Raw genomic sequence first — 25,160 nt, forward strand, 5'->3', positions numbered from 1 at the left:
CGAGAGATGACCATGAGTCTGGCCACACCCGGAATGCTAACCGATGTCACGTTGCCCTCCCTGCACAAGGCGCAGGAACAGGTCAACGCCCTGCTGCTGGGCAAGGCGCAGGAAGTACGGCTGGCGTTTGTCGCCCTGTTGTCCGGGGGACACCTGCTGATCGAGGATCTGCCCGGGCTCGGCAAGACCACGCTGGCCCACGCCATGGCCTCCACGCTCGGCCTGCAGTTCCAGCGCGTGCAGTTCACCTCGGACCTGCTGCCGGCCGACGTGCTGGGCATCTCGGTCTACGACGCGCAGAGCCGCAGCTTCCAGTTCCATCCCGGGCCGGTGTTCTGCAACGTCCTGCTGGCCGATGAGATCAATCGCGCGCCGCCGCGCACCCAGAGCGCGCTGCTCGAAGCGATGGCCGAGCAGCAGGTCACCCTGGACGGCGTCACGCATGCATTGCCGGATCCCTTCTTCGTGATCGCCACGCAGAACCCGGTGGACCTGTCCGGCACCTTCCCGCTGCCCGACTCGCAGCTGGACCGCTTCCTGCTGCGCCTGACCCTGGGCTACCCGAATGCCCAGGCCGAACGCGCGCTGCTCAGTGGCGGCAGCCGCCGTGACCTGATCGCGCGCACCACGCCCCGCCTGTCCGACCAGGACATCCTGCAACTGCGCGAGGCGGTGGAACAGGTGCACGCCAGCGACGCACTGATCGACTACGTGCAGGCGCTGCTGACCCGCAGTCGCCAGCATCCGGGGGTGAAGGTCGGCCTGTCGCCGCGCGCCGGCATCGCGTTGTTGCGCGCGGCCAAGGCGCATGCGCTGCTGCTGGGCCGCGCGCATGTGGTGCCCGAGGATGTGCAGGCCTTGTTCATCGCCGTGGCCGGGCACCGGCTGGTCGCCGAGGCCGAGTCCTCGTCCGGCCCGACCCTGGCACGCGCCATCCTGCACAGCGTCAAGGTCGATTGAATGATCGACCGCCTGCGGCAGCGCCTGCAGTCACTGCAATGGCTGGCGCGCCCACGCCACCCCGAAGCGCTGCCGGTGCAACTGGACCGGCGCCGCATCTACGTGCTGCCGACCCGCTTCGGATTGTTCCTGGCCGCACTGCTGGCGGTGATGCTGCTGGGCGCACTGAACTACAACAACAACCCGGCGCTGCTGCTGGCCCTGGTGCTGGCCACCACCGCCATGGCCAGTGCCGTGTACGCCCACCTGCAGTTGTCCGGCCTCCGCCTGGAGGCGATGTCCGCCGAGCCGGTGGCGGCCGGCACCCCCATCCAGTTGCGGCTCGCGCTGTCACGCAGCGACAGCCGCAGCCGACGTGCGCTGCAGCTCGACCACGAACAGGTCCACGGCAACGCCAGCCTGGCCCAGGACAGCCAGGCCGAGGCCGACCTATGGCTGCCCACCACCGCGCGCGGCTGGATGGACCTGTCGCGCATCCGCGTCTCCACCACCCAACCGCTTGGCCTGGTACGTGCGTGGAGCTGGTTCTGGCCCGAAGCACCGCTGCTGGTCTATCCCACGCCCGAAGCCAACCCGCCGCCCCTACCGGATACCGGCAACCATTCCACGCGCACCCGGGTGCATCCGCAGGGCGACGAACTGCAGCAGTTGCGGCCCTATCGTGCCGGTGATGCACGCCGGACCATCGCCTGGAAGCACTCCGCACGCCGCGACACGCTGCTGGTGCGCGAGTACGAGCGCCCGGCCGGCACCGAACTGGTACTGGACTGGCAGCAGCTGCATGCACTGCCCCATGAGCGCCGCATCTCCCGCCTCGCACGCTGGGTGAACGATGCCGAACGCGAGGGCCGCCGTTACCAGTTGCGCCTGCCCGGCACCCCACCGATCGGCCCGGCCAGCGGCGATGCCCATCGCCACCTGTGCCTGCGCGCCCTTGCCCTGCTACCGCCCGCATGAAGCGCGACAACGCTCCTGACGCCAGCAACACCGCACGCAGCGGGGCGATGCTGACCACCGCCCTGGCCCTGTTGCCACTGTTGCTGCAGTTGCCTGGCGCGCTGGCAGGCGTGATCGCCGCGGCGGCGGTGATCGTGGCGGCGCTGTCCTGGCGGCATGCCTCGCCGCTGGTGCTGCGCCTGTTGCTGGTCGCGGCCATGCTGGTGGCGATCTATTGGCAGATGGGGGCTCGACCAGGTCGGGACACCGGTTGCGCATTGCTGGCGGCGATGCTGGCCATCAAGTCCAGCGAGCTGCGCAGCCTGCGCGATGCACGCAGCCTGATCGGCTTCGCGCTGTTCGCGCCCTTTGCCGCGTTCCTGCTCGACCAGAGTCCGACCACCCTGTTGCTGGCCGTGGCCGCAGTGACCAGCGCACTGCTTGCCCTGCAGCGGCTGGCCGATGAGGAAGCCGGCATCGCCCCCTTGCCCGTGACGGCCCAACTGCGCACGGTAGGCCGCCTGATGGCGCTTGCCCTGCCACTGGCGATGGCGGCGTTCTGGCTGGTGCCGCGCCTGGGCAGTCCGCTCTGGGGCATTCCCGAACGTGCGGTGGGCCGCCCCGGCCTGTCCGACAGCATGGACCCCAGCGCTTGGCTGGACTTGATGGCCGACGATGCGCCCGCCCTGCGCGCACAGTTCTTCGGCGCCACGCCCGCGCCCGAACAACGCTACTGGCGGGGGCCCGTGCTCAGCCGGTTTGACGGCCGCCTCTGGGTCCGGGCGGACGCTCGGCGCGACGCAGCGCCACCGCGCTTCAATGCCGATGCCACGCGCTGGGACTACCAGATCGAGTACGAGCCCACCGACAACCGCCAGCTCGTCGCCCTTGATCTACCCACCCACGCGCCGGAAGACGCGGAGATGGACGCCGAGTTCTCGCTCACCAGTGCCCGCCCGCTGTCCGCACTGACCCGCTGGCGACTGCAATCCTCGACCTCCCCGGTTTTTGCCGACGCACTCTCGCCCGGCGGGCGCCGGATGAACCTTCAACTGCCCGATGGCTTCAACCCTCGGACCCTCGCCCTGGCCCGGCAATGGCGCAGCGAGGCCGGCACCGATGATGCTGCCATCGTGCAGCGCAGCCTGGACTGGATCCATCGCGAGTTCGCCTACACGCTGTCCACGCCCTTGCCCGGGCGCCACAGCGTGGATGAGTTCCTGTTCGACCAGAAGCAGGGTTTCTGCCAGCACTTCAGTTCGTCCTTCGTGGTGTTGATGCGCGGCGCCGGCATCCCGGCCCGCGTGGTCACCGGCTATGCGGGGGGCGTACGCAACCGCTTCGGCGACTACTGGGTAGTCCGGCGGCTGGATGCCCATGCCTGGGCCGAGGTATGGCTACCCGAACGCGGCTGGGTGCGGGTGGACCCCACCGCCGCGGTCGCCCCGGAGCGCATCTACGACACCCTGGAAGACCGCCTCGCCCTTGATGGCGCTGCTGCTGACGGACTGGACCTGGCCGGTCGCTGGGACAGCATCGTGCAGTTCGGGGACTGGATGCGCCGTGGCTGGAACACCGCCTTCCTTTCCTTCGATGCCCAGCGCCAGCAGCACCTGCTGCGCCCCTTCGGCGTGGGGGAACTGTCGCCCTCGCAACTGGTTGCCTTGTTCTCCGGCTTCGCCGTAATCGCCATGGGAGGCATGGCCTGGCTGCTGGCACGCGGCGAGCGCCAGCGCGACCCGCTGCTGCGCGCCTGGCACCGGCTGGGCCGGCGCTATGCCCGCCTCGGCCTGGCCCGCGAGCCCCACGAGCCGGCCGGCGATTGGGCGCGCCGGGTGGAACTCCGCTACCCGGGCAGCGGTCTGATGGCACTCAGCAAACGTTTCGCCGACGCACGCTACGCTGGCGTCCTGTCCGACCACGTTTCATTATTGCGGGACCTGCGCAGGCACCGCCCGAAACCCGGAGCATCACCATGAACACCCGCATTGCCCTGATTGTCGCCGCCAGCCTCACGCTGGCCGCCTGTGCCACCGCTCCCAAGCCGCTGCAGGGGCAGTTCAGCACGGTTTCCCCGCGTGATTCGGTGGCGCAGAAGCAGACCGGTACGCCGGTGCGCTGGGGTGGTCGCATCATTGAAACCCTGCCGAGCCAGGGCGAGACCTGCTTCCAGATGATCGCCCGTCCGCTCACCGGTACCGGTCGCCCGAGCAGCACCTCCTCCGACGCCAGCGACGGCCGCTTCATCGCCTGCCGCGCCGGCTTCTACGACCCGGCGGTGTTCGAGCCGGGCCGCGACGTGACCTTCATCGGCCGCATCGATGGTTACCAGACCACCAAGATCGGCGAGTACGACTACCCACTGCCGAAGATCAACGCCGACGTGGTCTACCTGTGGCCGGTGCAGCGTGAAGTGGAAGTGGTGCCTGCCTACCCGTACGGCCCGTGGGGCCCGGGTTGGGGTCCCGGCTGGGGCTGGGGTTGGCGCGGCGGCTGGTGGTAAGACGCCCAGCGCTCACGGCAAACAGGAAACGCCGCCTCCGGGCGGCGTTTTTCGTGGCGGCAGGAGAACTCACTCCTGCCGGCGGATCGTCCAGTCGCCCTCGCGGGCATCAGGCCGCAGCACCCAGCCAGGCTTGAGGGTGAGCTCCCATCCCTCGCCCGCCCAGCCCTCGGCCGTTTGCCGTGCCCCGGCATGGGCCACTGACAGCCGCTTCCAGTCGCTGGACAACAGCCCGTCACCACGCACGTCCAGCACGCCCCAGTCGGCTGCCGCGCGGATCACCCCGTACACCGCACCCTGCGGTGGCAGCGGCGTCACCCGGTTCGGATCGAAACTGAAGCTGGCACCGTTCACCGGTACGCCCAGTACCGGGCCATCGACCAGCCGCGCACGCAGGGCCGCCACCACCTCGGCCTGCTGCCTGGCACGGGCGGCCTCCTCGGCCTCGACCTCGGCCAGCCCATGGCGCGCGCCAGCACGCCGGAACGCGGCGTCATCGGCGTCGATGGGTACCCCCAGGCCGACCGCAAGCAGCTGTGGCAATCCGTCCTTCCGGTTCCAACGGGTGCGCCAGTCCGGCGCGGCCCGGTCCAGCAGGACACCGTAGGCAGGCCCGGTGTAGTAGGCGAAGGAACGGGCATAGGCGGTCACGCCGTCGCCGCGGCGCAGGTGTTCGGCAAGGTGCGCTTCCCGCGCCGCATCCTGCGCGAGGATGCGGCCGGTGTACTCGGCGATGCCCTCATGGCGCTCCATCGCATCCTCGGCAGCGCGCGCCTCCGGGAAACGCGCCTGCCGCCAGCCCCGGAAGGTCAAGGCATCACGGCTGGCCCGTTGCCGCTGCGCCGCGTCCGTTGCCTCCATCGCGGCACGCAGCGCACGCAGCTCCAGCCGCAGGGCCGTACGCCCCTGCGCCGTCTCCAACTGGTCCTGATCGGCATGGGTGGCCGGCAGGCCGATCTGCGCCTGGATGCGGTGCCAGGCCTCGTGCATGAAGAGGATGGACTGCGCCACCGGATCTTCCGGCAGCGGCAGCATCAACATCGTCCAGGTACGCCCATTCCAATCCACCGCGGTGTTGGCCACCGGCACCTTGTCGGGCAAGCGGCCACGGAAGAGCGCGCCCTCGCGCTCCAGCGCGGCATCCACGCCGTCCATGTTGGCAATGAACTGGCGGCTGGCCGGGTCGGCCAACAGCACCGGCCCGCATAGGCTCACGCCCCAGGTCTTGCCATCATCGGCCGTACACAGCTGCTGCATGCGCTGGAAGGCCGCGCTGGCGACGGATGCCTCCGGCAAGCCGTGTGCGAATGCTGCCGACGGGAACAACACGAACAGCAGGCCAATGCGCCTGCAGATGCCTCCAGCCACCGAACACCCCCCCATGGCGGAACCGTGTTCCGCGCGTCGTCAAACCCAACGATGTCGGCTCACGCCGCGCCGAAATGCCCCAGCGGCGCGCCGGCCAGCAGATGCAGGTGGATGTGGAACACCGTCTGGCCGGCATCTTCGCGGCAGTTCATGACGATGCGGTAGCCGTTCTGCGCGAAGCCTTCCCTGCGCGCGTACTCGGCAGCAGCCAGGGCCAGCTTGCCCACCAGGTGCGCCTGCGAGGGCTGCAGGTCATCCAGGGTCGGGATGACGTCGTTCTTGGGAATGAACAGGACATGCACCGGTGCCTGCGGGGCGATGTCCTTGAAGCCCAGCACCTCGTCGTCTTCATAGACGATGTTGGCGGGAATCTCGCGGCGGATGATCTTGCCGAAAATCGTATCGGTCATGCGACGGCTCACTGGCGTTGAACGGCCTACAGCTTACCGCCCCGCCGTGGCTTATTCGCTGATTTCGCTGCGGCTGCCAAAGGCGTGCGACAAGGTGCCGCGGTCCACGTACTCCAGCTCGCCCCCCAGCGGCAGGCCCTGCGCCAGGCGGCTGGGCCGCACCTTGTTGCGGCGCGCCAGCTGCGCCAGGTAGTGCGCGGTGGCCTCGCCTTCGACGGTGGAATTGGTGGCGATGATCAGCTCGGTGACCTCGCCTTGCGCCAACCGGGCTTCGAGCTTGTCCAGCCCCAGCTCGCGCGGGCCAATGCCGTCCAGCGGCGACAGCCGCCCCTGCAGCACGTAGTACACGCCGCGATAGCTGGTGGCGTGCTCGATCGCCAGCCGGTCGGCCGGTGATTCGACCACGCACAGCGTCTGCCGCTCGCGGCTGCTGCTGGCGCAGACCGCACACACCGGGGTTTCGCTGAAATCCCGGCACTGCTCGCAGTGGCCGATCTTCTCGATGGCCTCGGCCAGCACCTCGGACAAGCGCTGGCCGCCGTCGCGTGCGCGCTCCAGCACGTGGTAAGCCATGCGCTGGGCCGTCTTCTGGCCGACGCCCGGCAACACACGGAAGGCTTCGATCAGTTGTTCCAGCAGCGGCAGGCTCATCGCGACAGGCTCTCTTCAAAACAAGCGCGCGAAGCCCGGAGGCTTCGCGACGCGGGTAACGCAGGTGCCGGCCCGGCCGGCGCCAGCATCATCAGAACGGCAGCTTCATGCCCGGCGGCAGCTTCATGCCGGCCGTGGCCGAACCCATGCGGCTCTGCGATTCGGCGTCGATCTTGTTGGAGGCATCATTGAAGGCGGCGGCGATCAGGTCTTCCACCATCTCCTGGTCGGACAGCACCGACGGATCGATGCGCACCTTGCGGCACTCCTTGGTGCCGGTCAGCGTCACGCTGACCATGCCACCACCGGCGCTGCCGGTGACTTCCAGCTTGGCGATTTCTTCCTGGGCCTTCTGCAGGTTCTCCTGCATCTTCTGGGCCTGCTGCATCATTTGGGCGATATTGCCGCGCATGGTTCTTACTCTTTGAAGGGACGGATGGAGTCGGCCACGACCCGGGCGCCCTGCTGGATCAGCTGCTGCACCTGGGGGTCGGCCATGAAAACGGCTTCGGCCGCGGTTTGCTGCTCACCGCGCTGGCGATCAGCGCGCTCGTGCAACGTCTCGGCCTGGACGTTGCCGGTTTCAATCACGATCTTCGGAGTGCTGCCCAAGGCCTGCGACAAGGCCTGCGCCAGCGTCGCCAACGCGCGCTCGGACTGCAGGTACTCAAAGCCCGGCAGCAGCGCCAGCTTCAGCACGCCGTTCTGGAAGCTGACGAACGCCGCGTTGGCCGCCAGTTCGCGCGACGGGCCGGACAGGCCGCTGTCGACGATCAGGTCCAGCCATTGTTCGGCGCTGTCCAGGGCGCGCCCAGTGCCGGTGGCCGCCGGCCTGGCGGCCGGGGCGATCTCGATTCCGCTCGGGCGCGCTGGCGCGGTCGGGGCCACCGGAACCGCCGGCGCGGCCTGACGTACCGGGGCTTCCTCGACCGGTTCGGACATCGCCATTTCCGCCGCCATCGCCTCGTCACGCGCGGCGGCTTCGGCCGCCTCCACCGCCCACGGCGGCAGGTCGTCATCGGCTACCTGCGACTTGGCCGGCGGCGCCGGCTCGGATGCGGCCACGACCGGCGCGACCGGCTTCACCGGTGCCACAGCCACGTCGGCCACGGCTGCAGGCGGTGCCACCGGCACCACGGGCTCAGCAACCGGCTTGGACGCAGTCACTGGCGCGGCAACGGCCGCGGCCGTCACACCGCTGCCCGTCGTTGCGGCACCGACCTGTTCCCCAGTGCCCTGCCCCGAGCCTTCCGGCACGGCCGGTACCGCGCCGGCCGGACGGAACGCCAGCATGCGCAGCACGGTCATTTCAAAACCGGCACGCGGGCTGGGCGCCAGGTGCAGGTCGCGACGGCCGCCCAGGGCCATCTGGTACCAGAGTTGCACTACTTCCGGGCGCAACCGCTGGCCGAAGGCCACCGCATCCACGCCCTCGCCCGGCACCACGGTGCCCGGGACCAGCTGCTGTACCTGGATGCGGTGCAGCGCCTCGGCCAGCGCGTCCAGCACGCCGCTCCAGTCCGGCGAGAAATCAGCCAGCGCCGCGACCACCTGCAGCAGCCGCGTGCCATCACCATCGGCCAGTGCGTCCAGCATCGCCGCCACCTGGGTGCGGTCGACCGTCCCCAGCATGGCGCGCACCACGTCATCGCGCAGCGCGCCACCGGCATAGGCGATGGACTGGTCCAGCAGCGACAGGCCATCGCGCAGCGAGCCATCGGCTGCACGCGCCAGCTGCACCAGGGCGCTGTCGTCGAACGCGATCTCCTCGGCGGTAAGGATGCGGGTCATCTGGCCGCGGATCTGCTCCTCGTCCAGGCGCTTGAGGTTGAACTGCAGGCAGCGGCTGAGCACGGTGACCGGCAGCTTCTGCGGGTCGGTGGTGGCCAGCAGGAACTTCACGTGCTCCGGTGGCTCTTCCAGCGTCTTGAGCAGGGCGTTGAACGCCGCCTTGGACAGCATGTGCACTTCGTCGATCAGGTAGACCTTGTACTTGCCGCGCGAGGGCATGTATTGGGCGTTCTCGATCACTTCGCGCACGTCATCCACGCCGGTATTGGAGGCGGCGTCGATTTCCAGCAGGTCGATGTAGCGGCCGGCGTCGATGTCCAGGCAGGCCCGGCATTGGCCGCACGGGTCGGCGCTGGTGCCCTGCTCGCAGTTCAGCGACTTGGCGAAGATGCGGGCAATGGTGGTCTTGCCGACACCGCGGGTGCCGGTGAACAGGAAGGCGTGGTGGACGCGGCCACTGTCGAGCGCATTGCTCAGCGCGCGGACCACGTGTTCCTGGCCCACCAGCTCGGCAAAACGCTTCGGACGCCACTTGCGGGCAAGGACGAGATAGGACATCAGGCAACCGTCTTCATCTGAAGCCCCATTGTGCCATGCCCACCCTGTCCGCCAGCACCCTGTTCAGGGGGTGCTTGTGGCCGGCGGCCAGTCCCTATAGAATCTGCGCCCCTGCTGAGGCATTACAGCGGCAGGATCCGGAGAGGTGTCCGAGTGGTTGAAGGAGCACGCCTGGAAAGTGTGTAAGCGTCTAAACCGCGCTTCGGGGGTTCGAATCCCCCTCTCTCCGCCAGATAACTGAAAAAGCCGTCCCTTGTGGGCGGCTTTTTCAGTTATGGGGCGGACAGCATGGGAGTTGAGAGCACCAACGGGTTCGACCGCCGGCGCAGCCGGTGGGACGGCGCAGCCGCCCGAAGGGTGAGGTGCGTAGCACCGAATCAATCCACCTCTCTCCGCCAGACAATAAAGAAAAGCCGCCCACTGGGCGGCTTTTCTTTTGCCCCAGGGAAAGCATGTGCTCCAGTCCTCTGGACTCGACCGAATTTGCCGGGCGCGGCGCCTTCAAGCACTAATAGGACGACCCACCGGACTGGGGATCACCATGCAGCACAAGACAGATTTCCTTCTCAGAGTCGGAAACCGATGGCGTGCGGCCCGCACGCATTATCGGGATCAGCTGATCAAGGAACTCTCCGCCATGTTTGATCAGTTCCATGACCTCGGATTGGCTGACCCGCATTTCTCCCAAAGATTGGCCACGGGCGGAGACAGTGAACACCAACAGCGCCTGGCAGAAATGCTGCTCGCCAAACACCTCCTGGACCGTGGGTTCACCCTTGCAAGCACCCATACGGGCCCAGACTTCAAAGCCACCAAAGACAACATCTCAGTGTGGATAGAACTTGTAACGCCTGAACCACGTGGAATCGCCCCGAATTGGCTCTCCATCGGGGACGACAACGGTGTATCGAGCTACCCGCACACGGAAATCGCCTTGCGCTATACGAGCGCACTCAAAGAAAAGCATGAAAAGCTGACGGGTTCAGCCCGAAATCAAGCAGGCTATCTGGGGAAAGGGATCGTCGGCAGCTCGGACCCGTACGTGATCGCCATCAACCAACACCTCCTGCAGAACTGTTTCCGTACATTGAATGGCATCAGCCAGATTCCGACGGCCTGCGAGGTCCTTTACTCGGTTGGTGCCCAGCGATTTCACATGGATAGGGCCACCGGCAGAATAGTCGACGCGGATCACTCCCACCGTCCGAGCCTGCACAAGGAGGGCCTGGATGGAAAAGTGGCATTCATCCCCGCGGACAACTTCCTCAATGCCACCTACAGGTCGGTATCAGCAGTAATGGCGCTGGATTTACAGGAAGAAGCCTTGATCACCACCGACCCCGGAACACCGAAAAAGGAGCACCTGGCGGCAGTCATTCATAACCTGCACGCGCTCAACCCGGTTCCCCCGCGATTCCTGCCTGCGCAGGAGCACTGGGTAGCGAAAATGTCCGAAAACGCTCTAGAGCTCCTCAAAGTTCACGGCATCCCTGCGTGATGCACCGCCAGATGTCGTTCCAACTTTGGCGTGCTAGTTTTTGAATTTAGACCGATCTAAAAAGGTGCAGGATGAAGAAGCTCGGCAGAACCCTGTTGGCACTGGCAACCCTTGCGGGCGCATTCACCGCCGCGCCCTCGCTATCCCGGGCCGCAGCTCCTGATGCCGGCCAATCGGCCTACGCCGCCGTCGACCCGTTCATCGGCACCGGTGGCGAAGGCCATACCTATCCGGGCGCCACGGTGCCTTACGGCATGGTCCAGCTCTCACCGGATACCCGCATCCAGTCGCGCAAGGACGGCTACGGCTGGGCGGCAGGCTACCGTTACGACGACAGCACCATCGTCGGCTTCTCGCACACGCATTTCTCAGGCACCGGCCATTCCGACCTGGGCGACCTGCTGCTGATGCCGACCACCGGCGCGCTCACGCTTGAACGCGGCAACCCCGACCAGCCGGGCAGCGGCTATACCTCGCGCTTCAACCATGACAGCGAGACCGCACAGCCCGGCTACTACTCCGTGACACTGGACGACTACAAGGTGCGCGCCGAACTCACCGCCAGCGCGCGCGTGGGCATGCACCGCTACAGCTTCCCGGCCGGCCAGCCTGCGCACGTGCTGCTGGACCTGCGCACCAGCATGTACGACTACCCGGGCAAGATCCTGTGGTCGCGCATCCGCGTGCGCCCCGATGGCACGGTCACCGGCTTCCGCGAAACGCGCGGCTGGGCGCCGGGCCGGCAGCTGTACTTCGCGCTGCGCTTTTCGCAGCCGCTTGCCGGCCATCAGTTGCATGACACCGAGCAGGACGTGGCCTACAAGGGCTTCCCGCCGCCGGCCGAAAAGAACCCGGCGCAGCGCGCGCAGATCGAAGGGCGGCAACTGGTCGCCGCTTTCGACGTGGCGCCGAATGCCGGCACGCCGCTGCTGGTCAAGGTGTCGATCTCGCCGGTCAGCGAAGACAACGCCATCGCCAACCTCGATGCCGAAGCACCGGGCTGGGACTTCGATGGCATGCGCGCGGCAGCCAGGCAGCAATGGAGCACCGCGTTGGGCGCGGTCGATGCCCAGGGCGACGCCGCGCAGCGCACCCGCTTCTATACCGCGCTGTACCACACCCTGCTCGGCCCGACGCTGTTCATGGACAGTGATGGCCGCTACCGCGGGCCGGACAATGCGGTGCACCAGGCAAAGGGTTGGACGAACTACTCGACCTTCTCGCTGTGGGACACCTACCGTGCCCTGCATCCGCTGACGACGTTGCTGCAGCCACCGCAACGCACCAACGACTTCGTCAACTCACTGCTCGCCTCGCGCCGCGAAAGCCCGTACGGCGTGCTGCCGGTGTGGTCGTTCCACGGCCTGGAGACGTGGTGCATGATCGGCTACCACGCGGTGCCGGTGATCGCCGATGCCTACATGAAGGGCATCCGCGGGTACGACACCGATGAAGCCCTGCAGGCCATGGTCGCCAGCGCCAACTACGGCCCGTACGACGGCATCGCGCAGTACCGCGAACTGGGCTACGTGCCGATCGACGAGGAAGGCGAAGCGGCCAGCAAGACACTTGAATACGCCTATGACGACTGGAGCATCGCGCAGGTGGCGCAGGCGATGGGCAAGGACGCGGTGGCCGGCGAGTTCAGCCGGCGCGCGGCCAACTGGAAGCACGCCTTCGACCCGGCCACCGGCTTCATGCGTGCACGCCAGCGCGACGGCAGCTTCCGCGAGCCGTTCGATCCCAGTGCCAGCGGCTACGGCAGCGATTACACCGAAGGCAATGCCTGGCAGTACTCGTGGTACGTGCCGCAGGATGTGGCCGGGCTGGCGGCAGCGCACGGCGGCCGCGAGCGCCTGCTGCAACGGCTGGACGCGGTGTTCGAGGCCAAGGTGGACCCGGCGATCTTCGCGCACATGGAGGACATCACCGGCCTGATCGGCTGGTACGCGCACGGCAACGAACCCAGCCACCACGTCGCCTACCTGTACGCCTACGCCGGCCAGCCGTGGCGCAGCCAGGCACGCCTGAAGCAGATCATGGACAGCCAGTACGCCGCGCGCCCCGATGGCCTGGCCGGCAATGACGACCTGGGCCAGATGTCGGCCTGGTACGTGTTCACCGCGCTGGGCTTCTACCCGGTCACGCCGGGCAGCAACCAGTACATCCTCGGCCGCCCGTTCCTGCCGCGCGCCACGCTGAACCTGCCCAACGGCAAGCAGTTCCGCATCGTTGCCGATGGGCTGGATGACGCGCACACCTATGTGGGCGGCGTCACCCTCAACGGCAAGCCCATGGACCGCGTATTCCTGACCCATGAAGAGATCCTGGCCGGCGGCGAACTGCAGTTCCGCATGCAGGCCGAGCCGAACACGCAGTGGCCTTCCGCGGCGGCCATCGCGCCCTATTCCCAGTCCGGCCCGGTGATTCGATGAACCCACCCGGCACCGCCACCACCCGCGCGCCTGTCCACGACGTGCGCGCTTACCGCGCGGCCGACGCTGCAGCCTGCCTGGCGTTGTTCGACGGCAATACGCCCGACTACTTCGCCCCCGGCGAACGTGCCGACTTCGCGCGCTTCCTGGACGCGCTGGCAGGTGAACACGGCTATCTGGTGATTGAAGCCGCGGGCCGGGTCGTGGCCTGCGGTGGCCTGACCCTCAGCCCGGACGGCACGGCGGGCTTCTGCTGGGGCATGGTCGCGCGCCAATGGCAGCGGCAAGGGCTGGGCCGGCAGCTGGCGCTGGCGCGCCTGCAACAGGCACACCAGCACCCGCAGGTACGCCAGGTGGTCCTGAGCACCAGCCAGCACACCGAGGCGTTCTACGCCGGGCTGGGCTTCCGCGTGACCGGCCGCGTGGCCAATGGCCACGGCCCCGGCCTGGACGCGGTGGACATGCGACTGCTGCTGGACGAGCGCTGAGCCGCCTCAGCTGCTGGACAACTTCATCAGCACCAGGCCGCTGACGATCAACACCGCCGCGCCGATACGCATCGCGCTGACCTGCTCGCCCAGGAAGGTGATGCCGATGACGAATGCACCGACCGCGCCGATACCGGTCCAGATGGTGTACGCCGTGCCCAGCGGCAGGGTGCGCATGGCCGCGGCCAGCAACCAGAAGCTGGCGATCATGCCGACGAGGGTGATGACGCTGGGGACCAGGCGAGTGAAACCATGGGACTGCTTCATCGCCAATGCCCAGACGATTTCCAGCACACCCGCGACCAACAGATAGATCCAAGCCATGACAGGGCTCCTTGAAGGGGCCAGGCCGTCCTGGATGGGTTCCCGCGATGGGGGAGGTCGTCCTCCGTTGTGGGGCGCATTCTAGCCAAGCCGGCCGGCGATGGCCGTCAACGCGGCGTCACGGGTTACACGGGGTTTACACACGGATCTGGCCGCGCAGCCCCGGCATGGGCTACAATCGCCGCGCACGACAGGACCTGCTCCAGTTTGTGTCCGGTCCGTGAGCTGCGGCGGCTGATGATCCCATCGCCCCAACACTTTCTGGATTGCGAATGGCCGCGCATTGCGCGGCCAAACCGTCTCTATGGTGGCCCCGTCGGCCCCTCGCGACGCTAGGTCGAAAATCCCGCCAGGGCCGGAAGGCAGCAACGGTATCGATCGACGCGGGCGCCGAGGTCAGCCGGCGGGGCCACCGCCTTTTTGCGGGGTTGCCGCGCTCAGCGCGCGGGCGTGGCCTGGTGGAAGCACAGCCGCCAGCGCGAACCGTGCCGCCGCCACAGCGAGCTGCGCTCGGCCCACGCGTCTGCCTGCCCGGCGTGGCGATAACGGCTGCGATAGCGCACCTGGGCAAGAAGCAGTGCCACCACGAAGTCCTTCGCCTCGATATCCACCTGCGCGCCTTCGGCGGGCAGGTGCCGCAACATCTGCGTGCGCGTGTAGCAGCGGCCGGACTGGCCGACCTCGCTGAAGTCTTCGTCCAGCAGGGCTTCCAGCCGTTGCCGGTCAGCCCGCACCTCGGCGGTATGCAGCGCCCGCTCACGCATTTCCAGCTCGGTGGCCAACGCCGCAGAGGTGGACAGGCCGTGCATGCTCAGGGCAAGGTCGCAGGATCGACCTGCGGACCGCTGCAATCGGCCAGTGCAATGCACTCACCCGGCTCCGCCACCCGATGCCCGCGTGCGCGCAGCGCCTGGCCATCAGCGGCGCTGGCGTAGTGGTAGAGCACCATGCGCGCCTGCGTGGCCGCGTCGTACTCCCGCTCCAGGTCGTCCACGCCGGTGTGCGATGGGTTGCCGTGCAGCCCGCAGTCGTGGGCGATCAATTCGTTGTCGCCGGCATACCGGGCCAGCATCTCCGGGATTGGCCGGGTGTCGCCACTCCATACCAGTGCGCCGGGCAGGCGCAGGCCATAGGCGGTCTCCGGCCAGTGGTGGCGCACCGGGAATGCCTCCAGCCGCACGCCCTGGTGCCAGAACGCGTCCCCGACCACGATCAGCTGGAACGCATCCCAGAAATTGGCACCACCTTCGGCCAGCACGTTCGGGTAGTCACCGATGCGCTTGTGCAGCAGCGGCACCACCGTGGCCGGCACGTACACACGCACCTTGCCGCGCCGCTGCCGGTTGAAGAAGGCATCCACGAACAGCCGCTCGAAGCCGGCCACATGGTCCAGGTGGACATGGGTGATGAACAGCGCCTCCGGCAGCGCGCCGTAGTGCGCGCGGTAGGCGGTCAGCCCCTCGCCACCGCAGTCGATGGTCAGCCATGGCTGGCCGTCGCGCTCGATCACCGCCATCGGCGAGCCCAGTTCCACCGCCGAGGCATTGCCGACGCCCAGGAAACGTACTGCCCAACTCATCTCACACGCCCCGGTTCCAGGCCAGATCGTAGGCACGGCGCAGCCGTGCATAGTCCTTCTCGACATCCTCGCGGCTGCGCTCGCCGCGCAGCTTGAGCAACGAACGCAGCAGGCGCTTGAGGTTGCGCTCGCGCCAGCGCGTGGCCGGAATGCGCAGCACGCCACGGTCGAAATCGATCAACCAGCCACGGCCATTGGCGTCGAACAGGATGTTATGGGCATTCAGGTCGGCATGGTCCAACCCGGCCCGGTGGAAACGGGCGATCAGCCGCCCGGCTTCTTCCCAGGGGGCGCCACGCCCGGCCACCTGCGCGCGGTCGGCCAGCGAACGCACGTCCTCCAGGCGCTCCATCAGGATCGCCGCCCGGTAACGCACGCCATCGCGCATGTAGAACGCGGCCAGCGGCTGCGGCACCGGCAGCTTGTGCGCGATGAGCTTCCGCATCAGCCGGAATTCGGCGAAGCTGCGGGTGCGGTCCGGGCCCTGCCACAGGTAACGGTCACGGCTGAACTTGGCCGCCACCCCACCGCGCAGGTAGTTGCGCAGTACGCAATGCCCGAACGGCGCATCCACGAACCACGCGCCGCCACGCCCGCCCTCGCCCACCGGCCGTGCCTTGTCGCCCCAATGCGCAGGGGAAAACAGCGTCGGCTCGGCTTGCCGCAGGCGTTGGCGGTCGAACAGAATGGCACCGTATCCACGACCTTCGCGGCACGGCGTCAGAGCTTCAGTGGCGTCGAATGCGACCATTCTTAGCGAGTCTAACAACACCATGCCTGCAACGTCCTCCCCACTGTGCCTCTTGCGCCTCTCGGCGCTGGGAGACGTGACCCATGTGGTGCCGCTGGTACGCACCCTGCAGCAGGGCCTGCCGGGCACGCCACTGCACTGGGTGATCGACAAGGCCGGCCACAAGCTGCTCGACGGGCTGCCGGGCGTGCATTTCCACGTCTACGACAAGAACACCGGCCTGGCTGGAATGCGTGCGCTGCGTCGCGAATTGCCGGAGGGGCGCTTCGAGGCCCTGCTGCAGATGCAGGTGGCGCTGCGTGCCAACGTGCTGTCGGCCTTCATCCCGGCCCGGCGCCGCATCGGCTACGACAAGTCACGTTCGAAGGACCTGCACGGGCTTTTCATCAACGAGCGCATCCCCGACCGCCCCGGCATCCACGTGCTCGATGCGATCGGCAGCTTCTGCGAGCCGCTGGGCCTGAAGCAGACCGAGGTCAACTGGGACCTGACCACGCCGGCCGACGCCCATGCGTGGGCCGCCGCGCAATGGCAGGACGATGGCCGCCAGGTGCTGATGATCTCGCCCTGCTCCAGCCACCAGCGCCGCAACTGGTACGCCGAGCGCTACGCCGCGCTGGCCGACCACGCCGCTGCCCAAGGCTGGCGGGTGGTGCTGTGCGGCGGCCGCAGCGACCTGGAACGCGACACCACCGACGCCATCCTCGCTGCGATGCAACACCCGGCCCTGGACCTGGTCGGCAAGGACACGCTCAAGCAGTTGCCCGCCCTGCTCGCCCGCGCCAACCTGCTGGTCACCCCGGACTCGGGGCCGATGCATATCGCCAATGCGGTCGGCACCAAGGTGCTGGGCCTGCATGCGGCCAGCAATCCGGCACGCAGCGGCCCCTATTCGGACCGCCGCTACTGCGTGGACCGTTACGACGACGCCGCCCGCCGCTACCTGCACAAGCCGGCCAGCGCGCTGAAATGGGGCACCAAGATCGAGTTCGACGAGGTGATGTCACTGATCACCGTCGAGGACGCCATCGCTGCCTTCGAGCGTTACCGCAGCGACCATGGCCACTGATCCGCCCAACGAAAAGGCCGCCCCCAGGGCGGCCTTTTCAATTGGCGCGGCTTCCTCCGGCTCAGCCGGCGCGGTAGTCCTGGTAGGACTTCTCTTCCACGTAGCTGGAGCCCAGCGCTAGGTTGATCGCCTTCTTGATCCGGGCGCGCTCGTCGTTCTGGAAGTAGACGCTGCGCGCCAGCTGCACGAAGCCGTCGTCGAAGGACTGCGCCTTCTCCTTCAGGCGGATGTCGTCCTCGATGTCCCACAACCGCTCGTTGACCCCCTTGAGCTCGCTGCGCAGCGCAGCGATGTCCTGCGCCGCGGCCGGGTGGGCCGCCCAGGTGCGGTCCAGCGCTGCCAGTTCATTGCGCACATTGGCCAGCTTGGCCACATCGCTCATCCGCTCGGACTTGATCTGCAGGATCGAGATCTTGTCGAGCAGCTCGCCAAAGGAAACGGGGACCAGGATTTCAGACATGGGGCACACCTGCGAAACGTGGCGCACAGTGTAGCCGCGCATGGCATCGCAGTGCCCCTCCCTGCTCCTCGGCCCGACCGCCGCCCGGCGTACCAGAGGCATTTGCCGCCCTTTTCCTGCACGGGCGGCAGGTCCCCGCAGCATCGCGGCATGCGTCCGGCGGTCCGCATCCACGCATTGCGGCACATCGTCGGGCGATGCTGCATTGCGGCGACGCGGGCCGCTGTGCACACGCCATTCCGGCCACGCGGCAGCGAACTTGGTAACGGCTGAAAGTCTTCGTTGACAGTGCCGACAAACGCTCTGTACAACCGTCGCCGGCTGGCTCGGACGGGCAATGCCATGACTGCACGCGGGGAAATCGGGGAACCGGGGGAGGTCGGCCAATGGCCTGACGGCCGCCACCGTCGCTTCCGACACCCGCCGCGTGGGTCGAGTCCAGATCATGCAGCTGGCCTTGCATCGCCCCACGGCACCGGGCACGCAATGTCCGCTGCACCCCTGCATGTGTGACGGACCGCGCCGGCAACTCCCGCAGGGGAAGCCGCACAGCACCGGGACACCTGCCCTCCTCTGCCGCGATGACTACTCCATGAGCCAAAAAACCCGCTGGTCCCAGTTTGCCGTCCTCATCACGGTGTTCTTCTTCTGGGGCTTCGTCGCTGCCAGCAACGACATCCTGATCCCGGTCTTCAAGAACGCCTTCCACCTGACCCAGGCACAAAGCCAGTACGTGGCGCTGGCCTTCTACGTCGCCTATACGGTGGGCTCGCTGTTCTACTTCTTCACCTCCAAGCTGATCGGCGCCGACGTGCTCAACCGCATCGGTTACAAGAACGGCATCAGCCTGGGCCTGTTGATCTCGGCCGTCGGCACCCTGCTGTTCTACCCGGCCGCCAACCTCGGTTCGTTCGGCCTGATGCTGTCGGGCCTGTTCATCGTCGGCCTGGGCTTCTCGCTGCAGCAGATCGCCGCCAACCCGCTGGCGGTGGTGATGGGCAACCCGGCCACCGGCGCGCAGCGGCTGACCCTGGCCGGTGGCATCAACAATTTCGGCACCACCATCGGGCCATTGCTGGTGAGCTTCGCCATCTTCGGCAGCGTGGCCTCGGGCAACACCGAAGCCAGCATCGAAAGCGTCAAGACGCCCTACCTCGTGCTCGGTGGCGTGTTCGTGCTGGTGGCGCTGCTGCTGAAGTTCTCGCCGCTGCCCAACCACATCGACCTGGATGCGCTGGCGGCCGACGAGGCCCAGGACAGCGACAAGCTCATCCACAAGCGCTCGGCATTCTCCTACCCGCAGCTGGTGCTGGGGATGATCGCGATCTTCCTGTACGTCGGCGTCGAGGTGTCCACCATCGCCAACCTGCCGGCCTACCTGGAATTGCCGGTCGACCAGGGCGGCCTCGGGCTGGACGTGTCGGTGATCGCCCCGTTCGTGTCGCTGTACTGGGCCAGCCTGATGATCGGCCGCTGGAGCGGCGCGGCCGGCGCGTTCGACGTCGGCAACAACGTCAAGCGCTGGCTGACCCTGCTGTTGCCGTACATCGCCTTCGGCCTGTTCCTGGCGGTCAATGCCATCGCCCGGCATGAGATCTCGCAGTTCTACGGCTACGCTGGCGTGATCGTGCTGATGATCCTGGCCACCCTGGCCAGCAAGGGCAACCCGGCGCGCATGCTGCTGTACTTCGCGCTGTGCGGCATCGCCGCGCTGCTGGTGGGCATGTTCACCACCGGCATGACCAGCGTGATCGCCTTCATCAGCGTAGGCCTGTTCTGCAGCACGATGTGGCCATGCGTGTTCACCCTGGCCATCACCGGCCTGGGCCGCAACACCAACGAGGGCAGCAGCCTGCTGATCATGATGATCATGGGCGGCGGCGTGGTCAGCTTCGCGCAGGGCGCGCTGGCCGACCGCATCGGCATCCATTACAGCTTCGTCGTCGGCGTGCTGTGTTTCTGCTACCTGGCGTTCTACGCGCTGCGCACCGTCGGCATCCTCAAGAAGCAGGGCATCGACCTGGACAAGCTGGCCGCCCAGGGCGGGCACTGACCGGCACGGCCCCGCGTGGAATGCCACCGGGTTGCACGCGGCCAGGTACCACCGCGCGATGAGGAAGGCCGCCTTCGGGCGGCCTTCTTCTACCTGGCGGATAGGGGATTGATTCGACGCTGCGCGCCTCACCCTTCGGGCGGCTTCGCCGTCCCACCGGCTGACGCCGGCGGTCGAACCCCGGCGGGGCTTCTCATCCCCCCGCGATCCCTCTCGCATGTTCCAGCCCCGGGCGGATACGACCCGAACGATGCCTCATGAAAAAAGCCGCCCGGAGGCGGCTTTTTTCATGTATCTGGCGGAGAGGGGGGGATTCGAACCCCCGAGGCGCTATAAACGCCTGCCTGATTTCGAGTCAGGTACATTCAACCGCTCTGCCACCTCTCCAGATGGTCCCGGCGAGCCGGGCTGCGAATGATAAGGGGCTTCGGCCAAGCCGACAAGCGCTTTTTCATCATCGAACCGATCAACGCCACGTCCGGCAACCTTTCCCGCAGCTGGCTGGCCCCCTGCCGCCGCTTGCCGTACACGTCCATGAACGCGATGATGCGGATTCTCCATACGCCGCGCCCTTCCGGGCACCCATGATCGAATTCGGACACCTCAGCCACGTCGGCCTGCGCCGCCAGCTCAATGAAGACACCTATTACGGTGACGGCGAGCTGGGCCTCTGGCTGGTCGCCGATGGCATGGGCGGGCATGCCTGTGGCGAGGTCGCCAGCGCGCTGGCACGCGAGACCATCGTGCGCGAAGTACGCAACGGCACCGCGTTGGCCCAGGCCATCCGCATCGCCGACGAGGAGATCATCCGCACCTCGCGCCGCCGCAACGACAGCCTGCCGATGGGCACCACCGTCGTGGCCGCGCGCGTGCAGGGCAACCGCTTCGAGGTGGCCTGGGTCGGCGACAGCCGCGCCTACCTGTGGCGCGACGGCAAGCTGGGCCAGCTCAGCCAGGACCATAGCTACGTGCAGGAGCTGATTGCCCAGGGCACGCTCACCGCCGAGCAGGCCCGCGCCCATCCACACCGCAATGTCGTCACCCAGGCGCTCGGCGTCACCGATCCGGCCCACCTCAACGTCGCCACCATGACCGGCGAGCTGCGCCCAGGCATGCAACTGCTGCTGTGCAGTGACGGCCTGACCGAGGAAGTGGACGACCGCAGCCTGGCCGAAACCCTCGGCCACGCCGACTGCAGCGCGCAGGAATGCGTGGACATGCTGGTCGCCGCCGCGCTGGATGGCGGCGGCTCGGACAACATCACCGCCATCCTCGTCCGCTGCCACTGAGGCAGCGGCTCCCGGCCTCAGGCCGGTTCGGGTTCCGGCGCGCGTTCGCCATCCCACCAGGCGTGACCAGCCTTCTTGCGGAGCTTGGCCAGGCGCGCCTCATGCGCCTCCAGCTCAGACGCCGTGGCCACCACCTGTGGCCGCGGCAACAGCACCGAAGCGTCGAAGGCCTGCATCGTGCCGGCGGCACTGGCCTTCTCCGCCTCGGGCTGGCCGAAGCCGATCTCTTCCTGGCCGGAGGTCAGCGCGATGTAGACGTCGGCCAGGATCTGGGCATCGAGCAGGCCGCCGTGCAGTTGGCGGTGCGAGTTGTCCACGCCCAGGCGCTTGCACAGCGCATCGAGTGAATTGCGCTGGCCCGGGAAGCGTTCGCGCGCCATCGCCAGGGTGTCGGTCACCGTCACCCGCTCGCTCAGCCGGCCCTTGCCGGCCAGCACCATCTCGTTCTCCAGGAAGCCCATGTCGAACGAGGCGTTGTGGATGATCAGCTCGGCGCCGTCCACGTAGGCCAGGAACTCATCGACGATTTCGTCGAAGCGCGGCTTGTCGGCCAGGAAGTCCAGGCTCAGGCCGGTCACTTCGGCCGCACCGGCCTCGAAGTCGCAGTCCGGCTTCATGTAACGGTGGAAGTTGTTGCCGCTGGGACGGCGCTCCAGCAGCTCCACGCAGCCGATTTCGACCACGCGGTTGCCTTTCTTCCATTCCAGGCCGGTGGTTTCGGTATCAAGGATGATCTGGCGCATGGCCTACCTCAGTTGCTTGCGGCGCCATCGCGCACGCGGATTGCTGCATCGCGGGCCAACTGGTCCACGCGTTCGTTGTCAGGGTCGCCATTGTGGCCCTTCACCCAGCGCCATTCGATCTGGTGCCGCTGGGTGGCGGTGTGCAGGCGCTCCCACAGGTCGCGGTTCTTCACCGGGTCGCCGCCGGCGGTCTTCCAGTTGCGCCGCACCCAGCCCGGCATCCACTCGGTGATGCCCTGGCGCACGTACTGCGAGTCGGTCTGCAGCATGATGTTGCACGGCTCGCTGAGTGCCTCCAGCCCGGCGATGGCCGCCATCAGCTCCATCCGGTTGTTGGTGGTGTGCGCTTCGCCGCCGCTCAGTTCCCGCTCGTGCGCCTTGTAGCGCAGCAGGGCCGCCCAGCCGCCCGGCCCCGGGTTGCCGAGGCAGGCGCCGTCGGTATGTATTTCGATTGACTTCATGTAGTTCCGTAAGTTGTTCAGGTCACGACCGGCCGCGACCAGCCTGCACGGCTGGCCTTGATCGGCCCGATCAGCGCCTCGGTGCGCTTCTCCGCCTCCAGCACGCACAAGGCGCGCAAGGCCGGCAGCCCGCTGCCCGGGGCATCGGCGGCCTGGCTCCACAGCGGCCCGTAATACTGCACGGTCTGGCAACGGATGCCATGCCGTTTCAGCAGCACGCGGCTGCGCGCCATCGAGGCCGGCCGCGCGCCCTGCCACTGCCAATGTGCCCGGTACGGGCTGTAGCGGTTGAGCAGCGTCATCCACAGGCGTCCGCCGGGCATCAGCACCCGCGCGCACTCGGCCAGCAAGCGGTCCAGGTCCTCCGAGGCCGCGTGCTGGATCACGATCGCGTTGAGGCCTTCGGCCGGCAATGGCAGCGGCAGTCCGCAATGCAGGTCGCCGAACCAGTGCCCGCCGTTGCCCTCCCGGTGCAGGCGCAATCCACGTCCCGCCGGACCGTTTTCGGGCCGCCATGCCGCATTGGGGGACAGCCACAGCCAAGGCTGTGAAGGCACGCCGTGCAGGCGCTGGAGCAGGTGCCGGTGCTCCCAATCCCGCATCGCCTGCGCCCCGGCCATCTCAAACCAGGGCGAGACTGCAGCTTGACGGGGGGACGGGGCGGCAGGCATTTTCCAATTCTATGCGACTGACCGCCCTGCCTGCATTCCAGGACAACTACATCTGGGCGCTGCAAACGCCCGACGATCGCGCCGTTTTCGTCGACCCGGGCGAGGCCGGGCCGGTGCTGGAGGCTGTCGCCCAGGGCATGCAGCCTGCTGCCGTCCTGCTCACCCATCACCACGACGACCACATCGGCGGGGTGGCCGAACTGCGCAGGCAGTGGCCGCGCCTGAGGGTGTTCGGCCCCGTGGATGAACGCATCGGCCTGGAACATGAACAGGTGGCCGATGGCGACCGGGTACAATTGTCCGGCTTCGACCTCTCGGTGATGGCGGTACCCGGCCACACCCGAAGCCACATCGCGTACTTCGGCCACAACCACCTGTTCTGTGGCGACATGCTGTTCAGCCTGGGCTGTGGGCGCATGTTCGAAGGTACGCCCGCCCAGATGCTGGCCTCGCTCAAGCGCCTGGCCGCCCTGCCCCCGCAGACATGGGTCTGCTGCGGGCATGAGTACACGCTGGCCAATGCCGTGTTCGCGCGGCATGTCGATCCCACCAACGCGGCATTGCAACGCCGCCAACAGGAAGCCTTGGACATGCGCAGCCGTTCCCGTCCCACCGTTCCCGCCGTACTGGCCAACGAACTGCAATGCAATCCCTTCCTGCGCACGGGCGAAGCCGTCATCCGTGACGCCGTCGCCGCCCACCTGGGCCAGTTCCCGGCCGACGAGGTGGACGTATTCGCCGGATTGCGGCGCTGGAAAGACGGTTTCCGCGCGTGAAGCGGGGCAGCCTCTCCCTGGTGCTCGGGCTGTTGCTCGGCGCCAGCGCCGCCGCCAGCGCCCAGTCGCTCCCCGCCGGCCTGAGCCAGAACCTGGCCACTGCCGCGGCCCTGCCGCTGGACCCGGACTCCCTGCCGCCTGCCACCACCCGCAACGGCCGCGAGATCTTCAGCAACTTCCGCGAAGGCCTGGCCGCACCGCAATGCGATGCCGAAGCCACCAGCCCGCGCTGGCGCAAGCAGTTCGCGCATGCGCCGAGCCGGCTGGGCAACATCGACGACGACGCCCTGCCGCTGTTCGGCTACGTGGTCGATGAACTGCGCAGCGCCGGCCTGCCCACCGAGTTCGCCCTGATCCCGTTCGTCGAGAGCGGTTACCGCCCGGGCGCCCGCAACAGCAGCGGTCCGGCCGGCCTGTGGCAGTTCATCGCCACCACCGCGCGCAACCACCGCGTGCCGATGGAAGGCGGCTACGACGGTCGCCTCTCGGCGGTGGACTCCACCCGTGCCGCGGTCCGCTACCTGAAAACCCTGCACGGCATGTTCGCCGGAGACTGGGAGCTGGCGGTGATGGCCTACAACGCCGGCGAATACCGCATCCTGCAGGCCCTGCGCCGCGGCGGCATGAACGCACAGAATGCCGACGCCAGCGCCCTGCCCGGCCTGTCCCCGATCACCTATTCCTACGTCGAGAAGCTGCATGCGCTGGCCTGCGTGCTGGAGCAGGCCGAAGGCGAACCCGACCTGATGGCCGCCCTGGATCGGCCGGTTCCGATCCTCAAGGGGCACACCCTGCCAGCCAACACCTCGCTGGCGGCCTGGTCGGCGCAGAACGCGCTGGACCCGGCCCGCATCGCCCGCCTCAACCCGGCCCTGACCGCCGCCCGCTCCGGCACCGCCGTACTCGCGCCGGCCCTGGCAGGCGGCGCCGTGGACGTCCCGGTGCTCGCCGCCGCCGAGCCTGCGCCCGCCGCAGCACCAGCACGCAACGCGCCGGCCGCTCCGCGCGCGGTTGCTTCGGCCAGCAGCAGCGCACGCCGCCACACGGTCCGCAATGGCGAATCGGCCTGGTCGATCGCCCGTCGCTACGGGATCCCGGTCAAGGCCTTGTTGTCGTTCAACAACCTCGATGCGCGCGCCGTCCTCAAGCCCGGCATGGTGCTGCGTTACGAAGAAGCGCGATAAGCCGCGCCCCTCCGATTGCAGAACGCCCGGCAACGCCGGGCGTTCTTTTGTCCGGCGGAGCGCCCTTGGGCGCGAAGCGGATCATCCCTGATCGAAAGCAGCGCCTTGCGGACACGGCAATGCGTTTACCCGCCTCGGCAGCCGCGGCGGCCTCGCGGTTGAAGCCGCTCCTGCGACAGGCGTGCAGGCCCCACAAAAAAGC

Annotated in this window: 26 protein-coding genes, 2 tRNA genes and 1 other RNA gene; 14 read left to right on the forward strand and 15 right to left on the reverse strand. The window is 67.8% G+C overall.

The genetic code is table 11. From position 1 onward, the window contains the following. Window positions 1–6 precede the first annotated feature (6 nt). Genes ACIPR8_RS13470 through ACIPR8_RS13485 form a run of 4 tightly spaced genes read left to right on the forward strand, consistent with a single transcriptional unit; the run spans window position 7 to window position 4,399 of the window. The gene (locus tag ACIPR8_RS13470; protein ID WP_446541355.1) at window positions 7–960 is read left to right on the forward strand and encodes an AAA family ATPase; all 954 of its coding nucleotides are present in this window, start codon (window positions 7–9) and stop codon (window positions 958–960) included. Further along, the gene (locus ACIPR8_RS13475) at window positions 961–1,917 is read left to right on the forward strand and encodes a DUF58 domain-containing protein (protein WP_446541356.1); all 957 of its coding nucleotides are present in this window, start codon (window positions 961–963) and stop codon (window positions 1,915–1,917) included. Next, window positions 1,914–3,875, forward strand: coding sequence for a transglutaminase family protein (locus ACIPR8_RS13480; RefSeq protein ID WP_446541357.1), 1,962 nt, complete (start codon window positions 1,914–1,916; stop codon window positions 3,873–3,875). Before ACIPR8_RS13475 ends, ACIPR8_RS13480 begins: the two co-directional genes overlap by 4 nt. Beyond that, the gene (locus ACIPR8_RS13485) at window positions 3,872–4,399 is read left to right on the forward strand and encodes a Slp family lipoprotein (protein ID WP_132864802.1); all 528 of its coding nucleotides are present in this window, start codon (window positions 3,872–3,874) and stop codon (window positions 4,397–4,399) included. Before ACIPR8_RS13480 ends, ACIPR8_RS13485 begins: the two co-directional genes overlap by 4 nt. A gap of 69 nt (window positions 4,400–4,468) precedes the next feature. On the opposite strand, the gene ACIPR8_RS13490 is transcribed toward ACIPR8_RS13485, so the two are convergent. The 5 genes from ACIPR8_RS13490 to dnaX form a co-directional block, all read right to left on the reverse strand. Continuing rightward, window positions 4,469–5,767: a hypothetical protein gene (locus ACIPR8_RS13490; RefSeq protein ID WP_446541358.1), complete on the reverse strand. Its 1,299-nt coding sequence runs from the start codon at window positions 5,765–5,767 to the stop codon at window positions 4,469–4,471. A 59-nt stretch (window positions 5,768–5,826) separates the two neighbouring features. Next, complete coding sequence (locus ACIPR8_RS13495; RefSeq protein WP_132864804.1) at window positions 5,827–6,177, reverse strand: histidine triad nucleotide-binding protein; 351 nt, start codon at window positions 6,175–6,177, stop codon at window positions 5,827–5,829. A gap of 51 nt (window positions 6,178–6,228) precedes the next feature. Continuing rightward, window positions 6,229–6,828, reverse strand: coding sequence for a recombination mediator RecR (gene recR, locus ACIPR8_RS13500; RefSeq protein ID WP_132864805.1), 600 nt, complete (start codon window positions 6,826–6,828; stop codon window positions 6,229–6,231). A gap of 91 nt (window positions 6,829–6,919) precedes the next feature. After that, window positions 6,920–7,240 (reverse strand): YbaB/EbfC family nucleoid-associated protein, encoded by a 321-nt coding sequence (locus ACIPR8_RS13505; protein ID WP_132864806.1) that lies wholly within the window; start codon window positions 7,238–7,240, stop codon window positions 6,920–6,922. A gap of 5 nt (window positions 7,241–7,245) precedes the next feature. Continuing rightward, on the reverse strand, window positions 7,246–9,177 hold the full coding sequence (gene dnaX, locus ACIPR8_RS13510) for a DNA polymerase III subunit gamma/tau (protein ID WP_446541359.1): 1,932 nt from the start codon (window positions 9,175–9,177) through the stop codon (window positions 7,246–7,248). A gap of 139 nt (window positions 9,178–9,316) precedes the next feature. Between dnaX and ACIPR8_RS13515 the strand changes: the two genes are divergently transcribed. The 4 genes from ACIPR8_RS13515 (at window position 9,317) to ACIPR8_RS13530 (ending at window position 13,598) form a co-directional block, all read left to right on the forward strand. Then, window positions 9,317–9,409, forward strand: a tRNA-Ser gene (locus ACIPR8_RS13515). Between the two features lie 309 nt (window positions 9,410–9,718). Then, a complete protein-coding gene (locus tag ACIPR8_RS13520; protein ID WP_446541360.1) occupies window positions 9,719–10,675 on the forward strand; it encodes a hypothetical protein in 957 nt (318 codons plus the stop codon). A gap of 71 nt (window positions 10,676–10,746) precedes the next feature. Then, window positions 10,747–13,110, forward strand: coding sequence for a GH92 family glycosyl hydrolase (locus tag ACIPR8_RS13525; RefSeq protein ID WP_446541361.1), 2,364 nt, complete (start codon window positions 10,747–10,749; stop codon window positions 13,108–13,110). Then, a complete protein-coding gene (locus ACIPR8_RS13530; RefSeq protein ID WP_446541362.1) occupies window positions 13,107–13,598 on the forward strand; it encodes a GNAT family N-acetyltransferase in 492 nt (163 codons plus the stop codon). The genes ACIPR8_RS13525 and ACIPR8_RS13530 overlap by 4 nt, the downstream gene beginning before the upstream one ends. A gap of 6 nt (window positions 13,599–13,604) precedes the next feature. Here the strand turns inward: ACIPR8_RS13530 and ACIPR8_RS13535 are convergent, their stop codons facing one another. After that, window positions 13,605–13,922: a DMT family transporter gene (locus ACIPR8_RS13535; protein WP_446541363.1), complete on the reverse strand. Its 318-nt coding sequence runs from the start codon at window positions 13,920–13,922 to the stop codon at window positions 13,605–13,607. 313 nt (window positions 13,923–14,235) lie between these two features. Between ACIPR8_RS13535 and ffs the strand changes: the two genes are divergently transcribed. After that, an RNA gene (gene ffs / locus ACIPR8_RS13540) (signal recognition particle sRNA small type) lies at window positions 14,236–14,332 on the forward strand. Between the two features lie 27 nt (window positions 14,333–14,359). On the opposite strand, the gene ACIPR8_RS13545 is transcribed toward ffs, so the two are convergent. The 3 genes from ACIPR8_RS13545 to ACIPR8_RS13555 are packed head-to-tail and all read right to left on the reverse strand — an operon-like array spanning window position 14,360 to window position 16,252. Next, entirely contained in the window at window positions 14,360–14,737 is a 378-nt protein-coding gene (locus tag ACIPR8_RS13545) for a nuclear transport factor 2 family protein (RefSeq protein WP_446541415.1), read from the reverse strand. Then, window positions 14,734–15,501 (reverse strand): MBL fold metallo-hydrolase, encoded by a 768-nt coding sequence (locus ACIPR8_RS13550; RefSeq protein WP_446541364.1) that lies wholly within the window; start codon window positions 15,499–15,501, stop codon window positions 14,734–14,736. Before ACIPR8_RS13550 ends, ACIPR8_RS13545 begins: the two co-directional genes overlap by 4 nt. A 1-nt stretch (window position 15,502) precedes the next feature. Further along, on the reverse strand, window positions 15,503–16,252 hold the full coding sequence (locus ACIPR8_RS13555) for a 3-deoxy-D-manno-octulosonic acid kinase (RefSeq protein WP_132866158.1): 750 nt from the start codon (window positions 16,250–16,252) through the stop codon (window positions 15,503–15,505). A gap of 22 nt (window positions 16,253–16,274) precedes the next feature. Here ACIPR8_RS13555 and ACIPR8_RS13560 point away from each other — a divergent pair, with 22 nt between their 5' ends. Continuing rightward, the gene (locus tag ACIPR8_RS13560; protein ID WP_446541365.1) at window positions 16,275–17,321 is read left to right on the forward strand and encodes a glycosyltransferase family 9 protein; all 1,047 of its coding nucleotides are present in this window, start codon (window positions 16,275–16,277) and stop codon (window positions 17,319–17,321) included. A 61-nt stretch (window positions 17,322–17,382) separates the two neighbouring features. On the opposite strand, the gene ACIPR8_RS13565 is transcribed toward ACIPR8_RS13560, so the two are convergent. Next, complete coding sequence (locus ACIPR8_RS13565; protein ID WP_446541366.1) at window positions 17,383–17,781, reverse strand: DUF6165 family protein; 399 nt, start codon at window positions 17,779–17,781, stop codon at window positions 17,383–17,385. Window positions 17,782–18,373: 592 nt separating this feature from the next. Between ACIPR8_RS13565 and ACIPR8_RS13570 the strand changes: the two genes are divergently transcribed. Continuing rightward, window positions 18,374–19,834 (forward strand): MFS transporter, encoded by a 1,461-nt coding sequence (locus ACIPR8_RS13570; RefSeq protein ID WP_446541367.1) that lies wholly within the window; start codon window positions 18,374–18,376, stop codon window positions 19,832–19,834. Between the two features lie 296 nt (window positions 19,835–20,130). Here the strand turns inward: ACIPR8_RS13570 and ACIPR8_RS13575 are convergent. Both ACIPR8_RS13575 and ACIPR8_RS13580 read right to left on the reverse strand, forming a co-directional pair. Continuing rightward, window positions 20,131–20,221 (reverse strand) — tRNA-Ser (locus ACIPR8_RS13575). Continuing rightward, window positions 20,200–20,436: a hypothetical protein gene (locus ACIPR8_RS13580; protein WP_132864871.1), complete on the reverse strand. Its 237-nt coding sequence runs from the start codon at window positions 20,434–20,436 to the stop codon at window positions 20,200–20,202. The genes ACIPR8_RS13575 and ACIPR8_RS13580 overlap by 22 nt, the downstream gene beginning before the upstream one ends. Here ACIPR8_RS13580 and ACIPR8_RS13585 point away from each other — a divergent pair. Continuing rightward, a complete protein-coding gene (locus tag ACIPR8_RS13585) occupies window positions 20,419–21,123 on the forward strand; it encodes a PP2C family protein-serine/threonine phosphatase (protein WP_132864872.1) in 705 nt (234 codons plus the stop codon). The genes ACIPR8_RS13580 and ACIPR8_RS13585 overlap by 18 nt on opposite strands. Before the next feature lie 17 nt (window positions 21,124–21,140). Here the strand turns inward: ACIPR8_RS13585 and dnaQ are convergent, their stop codons facing one another. The 3 genes from dnaQ to ACIPR8_RS13600 are packed head-to-tail and all read right to left on the reverse strand — an operon-like array spanning window position 21,141 to window position 22,809. Then, window positions 21,141–21,866, reverse strand: coding sequence for a DNA polymerase III subunit epsilon (gene dnaQ, locus ACIPR8_RS13590; protein ID WP_313254034.1), 726 nt, complete (start codon window positions 21,864–21,866; stop codon window positions 21,141–21,143). Between the two features lie 8 nt (window positions 21,867–21,874). Continuing rightward, the gene (rnhA, locus tag ACIPR8_RS13595; protein ID WP_132864874.1) at window positions 21,875–22,327 is read right to left on the reverse strand and encodes a ribonuclease HI; all 453 of its coding nucleotides are present in this window, start codon (window positions 22,325–22,327) and stop codon (window positions 21,875–21,877) included. Window positions 22,328–22,344: 17 nt separating this feature from the next. Then, entirely contained in the window at window positions 22,345–22,809 is a 465-nt protein-coding gene (locus ACIPR8_RS13600) for a hypothetical protein (RefSeq protein ID WP_446541368.1), read from the reverse strand. A 200-nt stretch (window positions 22,810–23,009) separates the two neighbouring features. On the opposite strand from ACIPR8_RS13600, the gene gloB reads away from it, so the two are divergent. Both gloB and ACIPR8_RS13610 read left to right on the forward strand, forming a co-directional pair. Further along, on the forward strand, window positions 23,010–23,774 hold the full coding sequence (gloB, locus tag ACIPR8_RS13605) for a hydroxyacylglutathione hydrolase (protein ID WP_446541369.1): 765 nt from the start codon (window positions 23,010–23,012) through the stop codon (window positions 23,772–23,774). Further along, window positions 23,771–24,958 carry a lytic transglycosylase domain-containing protein gene (locus ACIPR8_RS13610; protein ID WP_313254042.1) on the forward strand — a complete coding sequence of 396 codons (1,188 nt, stop codon included), beginning with the start codon at window positions 23,771–23,773 and terminating at the stop codon, window positions 24,956–24,958. Before gloB ends, ACIPR8_RS13610 begins: the two co-directional genes overlap by 4 nt. Window positions 24,959–25,160 lie beyond the last annotated feature (202 nt).

Source organism: Stenotrophomonas sp. LARHCG68 (assembly GCF_052871705.1).